At 71.7% G+C, this 12,324-nt stretch carries 12 protein-coding genes; 4 read left to right on the forward strand and 8 right to left on the reverse strand.

The annotated features are described in order from the left end of the window. Nucleotides 1-38 precede the first annotated feature (38 nt). The 3 genes from AB5J73_RS44020 to AB5J73_RS44030 all read left to right on the forward strand — a co-directional run bounded on the left by AB5J73_RS44020 (nucleotide 39) and on the right by AB5J73_RS44030 (nucleotide 3,520). The gene (locus AB5J73_RS44020; protein WP_370965419.1) at nucleotides 39-1,460 is read left to right on the forward strand and encodes an NCS1 family nucleobase:cation symporter-1; all 1,422 of its coding nucleotides are present in this window, start codon (nucleotides 39-41) and stop codon (nucleotides 1,458-1,460) included. After that, entirely contained in the window at nucleotides 1,457-2,164 is a 708-nt protein-coding gene (locus AB5J73_RS44025; RefSeq protein WP_370965421.1) for an aspartate/glutamate racemase family protein, read from the forward strand. The genes AB5J73_RS44020 and AB5J73_RS44025 overlap by 4 nt, the downstream gene beginning before the upstream one ends. A 93-nt stretch (nucleotides 2,165-2,257) precedes the next feature. After that, nucleotides 2,258-3,520, forward strand: coding sequence for an alginate lyase family protein (locus tag AB5J73_RS44030; RefSeq protein WP_370965423.1), 1,263 nt, complete (start codon nucleotides 2,258-2,260; stop codon nucleotides 3,518-3,520). Nucleotides 3,521-3,524: 4 nt separating this feature from the next. Here AB5J73_RS44030 and AB5J73_RS44035 read toward each other — a convergent pair whose 3' ends face one another. The 4 genes from AB5J73_RS44035 to AB5J73_RS44050 form a co-directional block, all read right to left on the reverse strand. Further along, nucleotides 3,525-4,475, reverse strand: a complete 951-nt coding sequence (locus AB5J73_RS44035; RefSeq protein WP_370965425.1) for a copper transporter — start codon at nucleotides 4,473-4,475, stop codon at nucleotides 3,525-3,527. After that, entirely contained in the window at nucleotides 4,472-5,656 is a 1,185-nt protein-coding gene (gene steA, locus AB5J73_RS44040; RefSeq protein ID WP_370965427.1) for a putative cytokinetic ring protein SteA, read from the reverse strand. The genes AB5J73_RS44035 and steA overlap by 4 nt, the downstream gene beginning before the upstream one ends. Before the next feature lie 98 nt (nucleotides 5,657-5,754). Next, on the reverse strand, nucleotides 5,755-6,930 hold the full coding sequence (locus AB5J73_RS44045) for a DUF1266 domain-containing protein (protein WP_370965429.1): 1,176 nt from the start codon (nucleotides 6,928-6,930) through the stop codon (nucleotides 5,755-5,757). Then, nucleotides 6,927-7,913, reverse strand: a complete 987-nt coding sequence (locus AB5J73_RS44050) for a zinc-binding alcohol dehydrogenase family protein (RefSeq protein WP_370965431.1) — start codon at nucleotides 7,911-7,913, stop codon at nucleotides 6,927-6,929. The genes AB5J73_RS44045 and AB5J73_RS44050 overlap by 4 nt, the downstream gene beginning before the upstream one ends. 66 nt (nucleotides 7,914-7,979) lie before the next feature. Here AB5J73_RS44050 and AB5J73_RS44055 point away from each other — a divergent pair, with 66 nt between their 5' ends. Beyond that, on the forward strand, nucleotides 7,980-8,420 hold the full coding sequence (locus tag AB5J73_RS44055) for a MarR family winged helix-turn-helix transcriptional regulator (RefSeq protein ID WP_370965433.1): 441 nt from the start codon (nucleotides 7,980-7,982) through the stop codon (nucleotides 8,418-8,420). Between the two features lie 80 nt (nucleotides 8,421-8,500). Here the strand turns inward: AB5J73_RS44055 and recN are convergent, their stop codons facing one another. The 4 genes from recN to AB5J73_RS44075 all read right to left on the reverse strand — a co-directional run bounded on the left by recN (nucleotide 8,501) and on the right by AB5J73_RS44075 (nucleotide 12,320). Beyond that, nucleotides 8,501-10,282, reverse strand: coding sequence for a DNA repair protein RecN (gene recN / locus AB5J73_RS44060; protein WP_370973506.1), 1,782 nt, complete (start codon nucleotides 10,280-10,282; stop codon nucleotides 8,501-8,503). A gap of 90 nt (nucleotides 10,283-10,372) precedes the next feature. Further along, complete coding sequence (locus AB5J73_RS44065) at nucleotides 10,373-11,299, reverse strand: NAD kinase (RefSeq protein ID WP_370965435.1); 927 nt, start codon at nucleotides 11,297-11,299, stop codon at nucleotides 10,373-10,375. Beyond that, on the reverse strand, nucleotides 11,296-12,123 hold the full coding sequence (locus AB5J73_RS44070) for a TlyA family RNA methyltransferase (protein ID WP_086855723.1): 828 nt from the start codon (nucleotides 12,121-12,123) through the stop codon (nucleotides 11,296-11,298). Before AB5J73_RS44070 ends, AB5J73_RS44065 begins: the two co-directional genes overlap by 4 nt. 5 nt (nucleotides 12,124-12,128) lie before the next feature. Continuing rightward, on the reverse strand, nucleotides 12,129-12,320 hold the full coding sequence (locus AB5J73_RS44075; protein WP_364464766.1) for a hypothetical protein: 192 nt from the start codon (nucleotides 12,318-12,320) through the stop codon (nucleotides 12,129-12,131). Nucleotides 12,321-12,324 lie beyond the last annotated feature (4 nt).

A 12,324-nucleotide genomic window follows, 5' to 3' on the forward strand; every position in this document is an offset into this window, starting at 1 on the left:
CCAAATCGCCGTCGCCGCACGTCGATCGGAGGCCTGCCTTGACCGCCGCCCCGCTCACCGAGAACCAGCAAGAGACGAGCCCACCGCCGGATCCCCGGCTTTGGAACGAGGACCTGGCCCCCGCGAAGGAACGCCGGTGGAAGGTCTACGACATCTTCGCGCTGTGGATGTCCGACGTGCACAACCTCGGCAACTACACCTTCGCCGCCGGCCTGTTCGTGCTCGGCCTGTCCGCCTGGCAGGTGTTCACCGCCCTGCTGTTCGGCTTCGTGATCATCTACTTCGGCATGAACCTGATGGGCCGGATCGGCCAGCGCACCGGCGTGCCGTTCCCGGTCGTCGCGCGGATCAGCTTCGGCACGTTCGGCGCCAACCTGCCCGCGCTGATCCGCGCGATCATCGCGATCTTCTGGTACGGCATCCAGACCTACCTCGCGAGCGTCGCCATCACGCTGCTCGTGCTCGCCATCGACCCGGGCCTGAAACCGCTGACCGAGCACGGTTTCCTCGGGCTGCACGCGCTCGGCTGGATCTGCTTCGTCGCGCTGTGGGCGGTCCAGGCGCTGATCCTGACCCGCGGGATGGAGTCGGTGCGCAAGTTCCAGGACTGGTGCGGCCCGGCGATCTGGGTCGTGATGATCGCGCTCGCCGTCTGGATCCTCGCCGCCGGGAACTGGCACATTTCCCTGACCAGCAGCCCGAAACAGCTTTCGGTGGGCGAGCAGATCCGGCAGTGGTTCGGCGCCGCCGGGCTGATCCTGGCCACCTACGGCACGCTGATGCTGAACTTCTGCGACTTCTCCCGCAACGCCCCGGACCAGAAGACGGTGAAGCGCGGCAACTTCTGGGGCCTGCCGATCAACTCGACGGCGTTCGCGCTGCTGTCGGTGATCGTCACCGCGGGGAGCATGCAGGTATTCGGCGAGGCCATCACCGACCCGGCCGAGCTGCTGTCCAAGGTGCACAACACGCCGGTGCTGATCGTCGGCGCGCTGACGTTCGCCGTCGCCACGATGGGCGTCAACATCGTCGCCAACTTCGTCTCCCCCGCCTACGACCTGGCCAACATCTGGCCGAAGCGGATCTCGTTCACCGTCGGCGGGCTGATCAGCGCGGTGGCCGCGCTGTGCGTGCTGCCGTGGAAGCTGTACTCCTCACCGGCGGTGGTCAACTACTTCCTCGGCGGGCTCGGCGCGTTCCTCGGGCCGCTGTTCGGGATCATGATCGTCGACTACTACCTGATCCGGCGGGGCGAGGTCGACGTCGCGCAGCTCTTCGTCGACGGCGGGGTCTACCCGCGGGTGAACCCGCGTGCGCTGGTGACGTTCTTCCCGACCGCCGCGCTCGCCGCGGTGATCGCGCTGGTGCCGTTCTTCGCGCCGGCCGCGCCCTACTCGTGGTTCATCGGGACGGCGTCGTCGGCGCTGCTGTACTTCGCGGTCTCGAGGAAGCACCGATGAGGATCGTCGTCACCAACTGCAACACCACCGAGGCGATGACGAAAGAGATCGAAGCCGGGGCCCGCGCGGCCGCGAGTCCCGGCACCGAGATCCTCGCCAGGACGCCGCGCTGGGGCCCGGAGTCGGCCGAGGGGTGGCTCGACAGCTTCCTGTCCGCCGCGGCCGTCCTGGACCTGTTGCGGGGCCTGGACGAGCCGTTCGACGCCGTCGTGCTCGCCGGGTTCGGCGAGCACGGCCGCGAGGGCGCCCGCGAGCTGCTGGACGTCCCGGTCGTCGACATCACCGAGGCCGCCGCGCACCTGGCGTGCCTGCTCGGCCGCCGCTACGGCGTGGTGACCACTTTGGACCGGACGTGCGGGCTGATCGAGGACAGCCTGCACGCCGCCGGCGTCGCGCAGAACTGCGTCGCGGTCACCGGCGCCGGGCTCGGCGTGCTGGAGCTGACCGACGAGCGCCGCACGGAATCGGCGCTGCTGACCGCCGGCCGCCGCGCGCGGGACGCCGGCGCGGAGGTGCTCGTGCTCGGCTGCGCCGGGATGACCGGGCTGGACCGGAAGATCGCGACGATGCTGGACATCCCGGTCATCGACGGCGTCGCCGCCGCGGTCCGGCTCGCGGAATCCCTGGTGGCGCTGGGACTGAAGACGAGCCGCGCGGGTTCGTACGCCCGGCCGCTGGACAAGCGGCGCACCTGGCCGCATTGACACCCGCCGCTCCGCCCGGTCAGAATCCCCACTGCCGTACCGCCGCCCGGTGACGACGTGGGGATTCTGACGTCCCCGTGAAGGGCGGTCGAAGTGCGAAAAGTCCTGGGCGCGCTGGCGCTGGCGGCGAGCGTGCTGGTCCCGGTCAGCGGGACGGCGGCGGCCGCGACGCCACCGCGCACGATCGTCACCGACGGCGCCAAGCTCGCGAAGGTCAAGCAGGCGATCCGCGCCGGCCACGCCACCCAAGCCCAGCGAGACGCGCTGAAAGTGGTGCTGGCCAAGGCGGACACCGCGCTGGCCGCCGGGCCGTGGTCGGTCATGGACAAGCCGTCCGCGCCGCCGAGCGGTGACAAGCACGACTACACGAGCCAAGCGCCGTACTGGTGGGCGAGCCGGCCGAAGACGCCGGAAAACCCGCAGGGCTGCCCGTACGTCAGCCGGGACGGCCAGCGCAACCCGGAAGCCGACGCGATCACCGACCACACCTACCGGATGTGGGCCTGGGACGCGATGTACTACCTTTCGCTGGCCTGGTACTACACCGGTGACGCGAAGTACGCGAAGCGGGCGGCCCTGGACATCCGGACCTGGTTCCTCGACCCGGCCACCCGGATGCACCCGAACATGACGTACTCGCAGATCATCCCGTGCAAGGACACGGTCAGCGGCACCGGGATCATCGACTCGACCCAGTCGTTCAGCCAGCTCATGGACGCGTTCGCGCTGCTCGACGGCGGCGCGCCCGGCTGGACCGCCCAGGACCGCTCGGGGATCAAGGCGTGGCTGGGCCAGTACCTGACCTGGATGCAGACCAGCCCGCAGGCGAAGCTGGAACTGGCCGCCACCAACAACCACGGCACGTTCCTCGACATGCAGAACGCGACGATCTCCGCGTACCTCGGCAAGAAAGACGCGGCTAGGAAGATCGTCCTGGACGCGGAGAACAAGCGGTTCCCGGTGCAGTTCGCCGCCGACGGCAGCCAGCCGCTCGAACTTTCGCGCACGATGTCGTGGCACTACGTCAACTTCAACCTCACCGCGTGGGGCCGCATGGCCGAAGTGGGCAAGAACCTCGGCGTCGACGTCTGGAAGTACCGGGCCCCGAACGGCGTGACCCTGCGGAAGGTCGTCGACCAGCTGATCCCGGGCGCCCTGCACGGCGCGGCCGCCTGGCCGCACCAGCAGATCGGCGTGTTCGACCAGTCGATCGCGGCGGACATCTTCCACGCGGCGGCCGAAGAGGCGCACGACTCCGACGCGGCGGCGGCGCTCAAGCAGCTGACCTTGCCCGCGGGCGGGGACACGTGGCCGGTGCGCGTTTCCTGCTTCCCCTTGGATCCGCCGCTGAAGTGAGCGGTCAGTTGCCGTTGGGGGTGCCGACCCCCGGCGCGGGGGCCTGGGCGTTGCCGGCGATGCCGTAGCGCCCGGCCCCGCCGTCGAGCTGTTCCTTCAGCGCCAGCACCGTGCTGACCCGCCCGGCCGACGAGTCGACGTTGTCCACAGTGGACAGGATCGACGTCGCCGAGGTGTCCGCGCGGACGACGCCGAGCGCGCCGGTGCCGTCGGCCGAACCGGCGTCGCCCGCGAGCACCGCGCCGGCGCCGGAGCGGTCGAGCTGCGTGGCGAAGCGGGCGATCGTCGCCGCGCGGTCGCCCGCGCCGTCGCCGGTCGCCTGTGCGCCGGTCAGCACGATCGCCAGCTGCGCCGGCTTGACGTCCCCGCCCGCCTTGACGAACCCGCCATCGGTGAGGCCGCCGATCGCGGCCGCGAGCTCCTCGCCCGAGGACTGCGGCTTCGCGGTGGTCTTGTCCAGCAGCAGCACCGAACCGAGGAGCGCCCCGGCGAGGGTGCCGGAGTCGCCCGCGGTCGGGAACTTCGAACCGGCCGGCTGCAGCCGCGTGACGACGTCGCGGAGCTGGTCGGCCTTGTCGGGGTCGGCGAACGCCGCGGTCAGCTGGACCTCGCCGGTCACCGAAGCGCCGGACTGGCCGATCAGCTGCTTCAGCGCGTCCCGGTCGGCCGGGCGCGCGTCCTCGGTGGTCACCAGCACCACCGACCGCTTGTCCAGCGCGCCGGCGACGACCTTCGGGCCCATCGAACCGGCGAACGCGTCGGCGTCGGCGAGCCGGGCGTTGAGCGCGTTGCGCTGCGCCTCGAGGTCGGAAACCTGGCTGCCGAGGTCCTTCTTCTCCCCCGCCAGCCCGGACAGCAGCGTGCCGTTCAGCGCGGTCGAGCCGAGCACGACGCCGACGGCCAGCGCGAGGAAGCAGGCGGCGATGGAAACGACGTGGTAGCGCAGCGAAATCACGTGAACAATCCCTTGACCCAGGCGAAGAGCGAATTCCAGGTGTCGCGGAGCCAGTCCAGGTAGACCGAGCCCACGTCGGACACCAGCAGGGCCGCGGCGACCACCACGACCGCGGCGAGCACGAGCAGGACGACCGCGCCGATCGACACCCGGCTGCGGTGCAGCGTCGCCACCGCTTTCCCGTCGACGAGCTTCGTGCCGAGCTTCAGCCGGGTCAGGAACGTCGACGGGTTCGAACCGGACCGGCCGTGGTCGAGGAATTCGCGCAGGGTCGCCTGGAACCCGACGGTGACGACGAGGCTCGCGCCGTGCGCGTCGGCCAGCAGCAGCGCGAGGTCTTCGGCGTTGCCGGACGCCGGGAACGTCACCGCGCCGATGCCGAGGTCCTGGATCCGCTCGACACCGGGGGCGTGCCCGTCCGGCGCGGCGGGCACCACGACCTCGGCGCCGCCGCGCAGGGTGGTGGTGCCGATGCCGGTGGGGTCGCCGACGATGATGTCCGGCGTGTAGCCCTGCACGCGCAGGGTGTCGGCGCCCGCGTCGACGCCGACCAGCACCGGTCGGTGCTCGGCGATGTACTTCTTGAGCTTCTTGAGGTCTTCGGCGTGCCCGTTGCCGCCCGCGACGACCAGCACGTGCCGGTCGCGGATCGGCGCCTTCAGCTCCGGCACGCCGACGCCGTCGAGGATCAGCGTGCGCTCGCGGCGCAGGAACTCGATGGTGTTGGCCGAGAACGCCTCGAGCTGCGTCGACATCCCGGCCTTGGCCTCGATCATCTGGTCGGCGACGCTGTCGGCGCTCTGCTCGATGCCCGAGGCGACCTGCCGCTCGCCGATGTAGACGACGCCGTCGAGCAGGCGCAGCTTCGTGCCGTCCTTGATCGTGCGCAGCAGCTCGCCACCGACCGAGTCGACGAGCGGGATGCCGGCCGCGACGAGGATTTCCGGGCCCATGTTCGGGAACCGGCCGGAGATCGACGGCGACGCGTTGACCACGCCGGCGACCTCCGCCTCCACCAGGGCGTCGGCCGTCGCGCGGTCGAGGTCCAGCTGGTCGAGCACGACGATGTCACCGGGACTGATCCGGCGCAGGAGCTCCCGGGTGCGGCGGTCGACCCGCGCGACCCCGGTGATCCCCGGGAGGGGTTCTTGGTTCCGCGTGAGCAGGCCGGTGAGCTTCATGTGGCCGATGGTGACAAATTTGCTCGTGGGACGAGGTACGCCACGCCGTAGCCGCTGTGACTCGTTGTGGTGAGCCCCGTCGCCATCCCCCGCGCGGGTCAGGCGTCGGACTCCTCCGACAGCGAGCCGAAGTCGAGGTTCAGCCAGGGGCTCGCCGGGTCCTGAAGGAGCTGGTGGTGGACCCGCACGGTCGCCGGGTACCACTCGCCGAAGTCGTCCCCCTCGGCGTGCAGCACCCGGCCCATGACGTACCCGGCGGACAGGTCGGCCCATGACTGGTGGTAGCGGCGCGCGAGCGAGCCGGCCTCGAGCACCATCAGCTCGGCGGTCAGCGCGTCGCAGTAGCCGGCCGCCAGCCCGGCGCGGGCGATGGCGACCGCCCGGCCGACGTCCCAGGACAGCGCCGTCGTCACGAACCCGTCCGCGTCGACCAGGCCGTCGGCGCGGAACCGCTGCTCGTAGCGGGACACCCGGCGGACGGTCTGGCGCAGTTCGTCGGCTTGGTCGGCGGCGTCGTTCTCCGCGCACCACCGGTCCACCAGCCCGGCCCAGGTCAGCGGGTCGAACTCGCCGCCCGGCAGCCCGTACTCGGCGGCGAACCGCAGGCGCAGCATGAGCACCAGGTTGCCGGGCGTCAGCGCGTAGCCGTCGCCGATCAGCCGGGTCATCGTCGCGCGCCAGCCCGGCGGGTCGGGCACGCTCCACCAGTCGCGCAGGCCCCGGACCTCGGCGACGTAGTCGTGGAAGCGCGCGTCCAGGACGTTCCACGGCGTGGCGTCCAGGACCGCCAGGTGCGCGCCGCAGGCGAGCGCGTGCGCGATCGGCCCTTCGAGGTGCCCGTACGGCGCGGTGATCAGCCGCTCGACCTGCTCCTCCAGCGGCGTGACGTCGTCGAGGTGCGCGTCGAGCCACGGCTGCAGCGTCGCTCCCGGCAGCCGCCACTCCCCGCGGGTGCCGCGGTTGAACACGACCCGCTCGTGCCGCCCGACGCCGTCGACCGCCCAGTCCAGCGCGCCGCTCATGGCCACGACGTCCGGGCCGAAGTCGGGTAGCGCACCGCGGGTGAAGACCTGCAGGAACTCGTCGCCGCCGGTCTCGAAGTAGACGTTCGGGAACGTCTCGGCCCGCTCGTCGAGGATGCTGCGGGCGTCCACCCGCCGGATCGGCACGAACAGCTCCTCGCCGGCGAGGAGACCGAGGTAGCGGTCGAGGTCCCCGTCCCGCCGCGAGGCGGCGAGCTGGGCTTCGACGTCGGCGGGCGGCGGCAGGATCACGGGGCGGCTCCCTCCGATCGGCCGGTCAGCACGACGAGCTTGCCCGCCGTCCGGTTGTGCTCCAGGTCGTCGTGCGCCTGCCGGATCTCGTCCATCGAGTACACCTTGGCCGGGCCGAGGCTCGCTTCGCCGTCGGCGATCCGGTCGAGGTGGCGCTGGAGGACGGGGGCGGGCAGGTCGTCCGCCTCACCACCATAAGCGGTCAGCCGCACCCCGGCGGGAAGGTAGCCGATCGGATAAAAATTCTTGACCGTCCACTGGTTCGACAGCATGCCGGTGAAGCAGACGGTCCCGTGCACACGGGTGGCGTTCAGGGTGTCCGGCAGGGTCGGCGTCCCGACGAGTTCGAGCGCGGCGTCGACGCCGTCCGGGACGATCTCCCGGACCTGCCGGGCGATGTCGCCGTCGTCCAGGAGCGGGTGGTCGACGCCGTGGGCGCGCAGGGTTTCGAGGCGGTCCCGCTGCCGCGTGGTGGCGAAGACGGTGGCGCCGAGGTCTTTCGCCAGTGCGGCGGTGGCGAACCCGAGGGCCGCGGTGCCGCCGCGGATCAGCAGGGTCTGCCCTTCGCGCAGGTCCAGCCCGGTGGTGAGGGAGCCGTACGCGGTCTGGAGCGTCTCCGGGACCTGGCCGAGGACCTCCCAGGGCAGCTCGGAGCGGAACGGGATGACCTGGCGCTCGGGGACCACGGTGTATTCGGCGTAGCCGCCGTCGAAGGTGCGGCCCATCCCGCCCATCATCGTGGCGACCTGCTGCCCGGGCTCGAACCCGCCACCGGCGTCGACGATCCCGACGGCCTCGATCCCGGGCACCCGCGGGAACGTGACGCCTTCGGCGAGCCCGAGCCGGGTGTGCAGCTCCGACCGGTTGAGCCCGAACGCCTTCACGGCGATCCGCACCCAGCCGGGTTCCACCTCCGGCAGCGGGAGCTCCTTCAGTTCGAGGTTCTCGACCGGCCCGGGTTCCCGGAGTACCACCGCGCGCATCCTGGGTCCTTTCTTCGCAAGCGAACAGTCCGCACAACAACTGTCCGCGCGAGTAGTATTCCCGGGGTGAGCCTGTCCCGAGACCACGACGCGGCGTGGCGCGGTTTCCTGCGTTCGTCGGCGCTGCTGCTGCGCGTGCTCGACGCCGAACTGCGGGCGGCGCACGGGATGTCGCACCGCACGTACGACGCGCTGGTCCAGCTTTCGGAGGCGCCGGACCGGCGGCTGCGCATGAAAGACCTCGCCGACGCGCTCGTGCACAGCGCGAGCGGGCTGACCCGGGTCGTGGACGGCCTCGAGTCCGCGGGCTACGCGCGGCGCGAACCGGACCCGGCGAACCGCCGGTCCACGCTGGTGGTGCTGACCCCCGCTGGTCTCGCCGCTCTGGAGTCGGCGTGGCCCACGCACGTGCGCGGGGTCCAGCGCCACTTCGCCGGCCACGTCAGCCGGGAGCAGGCGCGCGTGCTCGCGGAGGTGTTCCGCGGCATCACCGCGGACCTGGACTGACCGCTCGCCCGCGGTGTCTTGAATGAGTCATTCAGGTCGCCGGCGGTCTTGAATGACTCATTCAAGACCGCCGACCGGCGCTACTTCTTCTTCGCCGCCCGCTTCCGCTTCGGCGTGAACTCGGCCTTGTCCTTCTCCGCCGTGGCCAGCAGTTCCTCCGCGTGCGCCCGCCCGGTCTCGTTGTCCATCCCGGCGAGCATCCGGGCGAGCTCGCTGACCCGCTCGGCCTGCTTCAGGTTCTTCACGCCGCTGCGCGTCACGCCGCCCTTGTGGCCCTTGTCCACCACCAGGTGCTGGTCGGCGAAGGCCGCCACCTGCGGCAGGTGCGTCACCACCAGGACCTGGTGGGTGCGCGCCAGCCGCGCCAGCCGGCGGCCGATCTCGACCGCCGCGCGGCCGCCGACACCGGCGTCCACCTCGTCGAACACCAGCGTCTGCACCGTGTCGGCGTGGGCCAGGACCACCTCGATCGCCAGCATCACCCGCGACAGCTCACCGCCGGACGCCGCCTTGTGCACCGGCAGCGGCGGGGCTCCGTCGTGGGCACGCAGCAGCAGCTCGACGTCGTCGACGCCGTCCGCGCCCGCGTGCACCGCGCGGCCGTCGATGGTCAGCGCGTGCGTGTCGCCGTGTTCGGCGGGACGCTGCTCGACCGTGACCTCGATCGCCGCCTGGCCCATCGCGAGGCCGGACAGCTCGCGGGTGATCTCCGCGGCCAGCTCGGCCGCCGCCTTCTCCCGCGCCGCCGACACCTCGGCGGCGTGCGCGGACAGCTGCACCCCGAGCTGGTCGCGCCGCAGCGCCAAACCGGACAGCGCCTCCTCCGACGTGTCCATCGACTCCAGCCGGCGCCGGGCGTCGTCGGCCCAGGCGAGCACGCCGTCGACGTCAGCCGCGTACTTGCGGGTCAGCCGCTTGAGGTCGGCCTGGCGGGCCAGGACCTTCTCCAGCAGCGCCGGGTCGGCGTCCAGCGTCTCGACGTAGCTGCCCAGCTCGGCCCCGACGTCGGCGAGCAGCACCGACGCCTCCTCGAGCCGCGGCGCCAGGTCACGCAGCACGGAGTCCTCGGACGTCGAAAGCCGCCGCAGCGCTTCCGAGACCAGGCCGGCCGCACCGGGGGCGTCCGGATCGCCGTCGGGGGAACCGGAAACGGCGACGTGCGCCTCGGTCGCGGTCGCGCGCAGCTCGTCGACCGCCGCGAGCCGCTTGATCTGCTCGGTGAGCTCGACGTCCTCGCCCGGCTCGGGCGCGACGGCGTCGATCTCGGTGAGCCCGTGCTTGAGCAGGTCGGCCTGCTGGGCCATCTCCCGCGAGCGCGTCGACCGTTCGGTCAGCTCGGCGATCACCGCCAGCCACTCCGCCCGGACCTCCTGGTAGGCGCTCAGCGGCTTCGCCACGGCGTCCCCGGCGAACCGGTCGATCACCGCGCGCTGCTCGGCCGGGCGCAGCAGCCGGAGCTGGTCGTTCTGCCCGTGCACCGCGATCAGCTGTTCGGACAGCTCCGCGAGCACGCCGACGGGCACGGACCGCCCGCCGAGGTGGGCGCGCGACCGCCCGTCGACAGCGACCGCCCGCAGCGCGATCACGCTGCCGTCCTCGTCCACGTCGGCACCCGAATCGGTGACGATCCGCTCGGCGCCTTCGACACCGGCGTAGGTGAACCGCCCTTCGACGAACGCCTTGAGCATCCCCGTCCGGACCTTGGACACCTCGGCCCGGCCCCCGGACAGCAGGTGCAGCCCGGTGACGACCATGGTCTTCCCGGCACCCGTCTCACCGGTCACGACGGTGAAGCCCGCGTGCAGTTCCAGCAGGGCGTCCTCGATGACTCCGAGGCCCTGGATGCGCATCTCGGCCAGCACGCCGCCTACCGTAGCGGCCACCACCGACACTCTGCGCGTGCGGGCACCCGGCGAGTCGCCGATATGTTCGAACGAAGCGCCGAACGGTGCCTATTCGCCGGGGTGCGCGTGGCGCTCGCGCCAGCTCTTCACCGGCAGCGAGAACTTCTGGACCAGCCGATCCGTGAACGGCCCGTCCCACAGGCGGACCAGCCGCACCGGGGTCGTGCCGCACGTGACCCGCACCCGCACGCCCGGCGGCAGGTCGATGTGCCGGGTCCCGTCGCAGGTCAGGACGGCCGACGAGCCGTCCGGGTCGATCCCGACGGTGATCACCGAGTCCCGCGAGACGACCAGCGGCCGCGCGAACATCGCGTGCGCGTTGCTCGGCACGACCAGCAGCGCCTGGACGTCCGGCCAGATGATCGGGCCGCCCGCCGAAAACGCGTACGCCGTCGAACCGGTCGGTGTGGCGCAGAGCACACCGTCGCAGCCGAACGCCGACACCGGCCGGCCGTCCACCTCGATCAGCGCGTCGAGGACCCGCTCGCGCGTGCTCTTCTCGACGCTGGCTTCGTTGAGCGCCCAGGTGCGGGCGACCTCTTCGCCGCCGTGGCTGACCGTGACGTCGATGGTCATCCGCTCTTCGACCTGGTAGTCGCCGTCGACGACGCGCTGCACGGTGTCAGCCAGCGCGTCCGAGTCGGCCTCGGCGAGGAAGCCGACGCGCCCGAGGTTGACGCCCAGCACCGGCACCCCGGCGGGCCGGGCCAGCTCGGCCGCGCGCAGCAACGTGCCGTCGCCACCGAGGACGAAGACCAGCTCGACGCCCTCGGCGGGGTTGTCGTCCGGGTCCACGACGGTGCAGGTGGCGCCGACGCCGTGCTCGTCGGGGTTGATCAGCGCGCAGACGTCCTGCTCGATCACCCGGATCCGGATGCCGGCCTTGGCGAAGCGCGCCGAAACCTCGCGCGCGGCCTCGCCCGTCGCCTCGCGATCGGGGTGCACCATGAGGAGCACTTCACGTTCCGTGGTCATGCGGGCCCTTCCTCGACGGCGGTTCGGACGAGCCGCTCGGCCTCAGACCTGTCTACCGCGTCCACAGTGGACTCGGCCACGTGTTCTTTCTTCAGCCACACGAAGTACTCGACGTTCCCGGACGGCCCCGGCAGCGGGCTCGCGGTCACCCCGCGCAGCGCGAGCCCGAGCTTCGCGGCCTCGTCGATGACGGTGAGCACGGATTCGGCACGCAGTTCCGGGTCGCGGACCACACCGCCGCTGCCGAGCCGGTCCTTGCCCACTTCGAACTGCGGCTTGACCATCGGCACCAGGTCGGCGCCTTCGCGCGCGCAGGCGGCGAGCGCGGGCAGCACGAGCTTCAGGGAGATGAACGAGAGGTCTCCGACGACAACGTCGACCTGGCCGCCGAGGTCGTCGGGAGAGAGGTTGCGAACATTGGTGCGGTCCATGACCACGACCCGTTCGTCAGTGCGGATCCGCCAGTCGAGCAGGCCGCGGCCGACGTCGGCGGCGATCACGGTCGCGGCGCCGTTGCGGAGCAGGACGTCGGTGAAGCCCCCGGTGGACGCGCCGGCGTCGAGGCAGCGCTTGCCCTCGACACTCAGGTCGGTGAACGCTTCCAGCGCGCCGAGCAGCTTGTGCGCCCCGCGCGAAGCCCAGCCGGGGTCGTCCTCGTCCTTGACGACGATGGGCGCGTCGGTCTCCACGCCGGTGGCGGGCTTGCTGGCCACCATGCCGCGGACGGTGACCTTGCCGCCGGTGATCAGGGCCGACGCCTGTTCGCGCGACCGGGCGAGGCCGCGCCGAACCAGTTCCGCGTCGAGGCGGGCCCGCTTGGGCACGCCGGTCAGACCTTGTCGATGCTGGACAGGGCGACGGTCAGCTCGGTGTGCACGGCGTCGAAACGCTCCACGTGCTCGGCGAGCGGCAGCGCGTCCAGGTCGTCCAGCCCGGCGACGGCTTCGTCGATGCCGGCGCGCGGGTCGGTCTGCTGCGAGAACGAACCGGGCGGAGGGCCCGGGACGGGGTAGGGATGCACGTTG

This window comes from Amycolatopsis sp. cg9, assembly GCF_041346945.1.
Classification (GTDB): Bacteria; Actinomycetota; Actinomycetes; order Mycobacteriales; family Pseudonocardiaceae; genus Amycolatopsis.

Coding starts and splice junctions, on each gene's coding strand:
- steA (WP_370965427.1), bottom strand. CDS start 5,656: ATGAAGCTCACCGGCCTGCTCACGCGGAACCAAGAACCCCTCCCGGGG.
- AB5J73_RS44025 (WP_370965421.1), top strand. CDS start 1,457: ATGAGGATCGTCGTCACCAACTGCAACACCACCGAGGCGATGACGAAA.
- AB5J73_RS44050 (WP_370965431.1), bottom strand. CDS start 7,913: ATGCGCGCGGTGGTACTCCGGGAACCCGGGCCGGTCGAGAACCTCGAA.
- AB5J73_RS44065 (WP_370965435.1), bottom strand. CDS start 11,299: ATGACCACGGAACGTGAAGTGCTCCTCATGGTGCACCCCGATCGCGAG.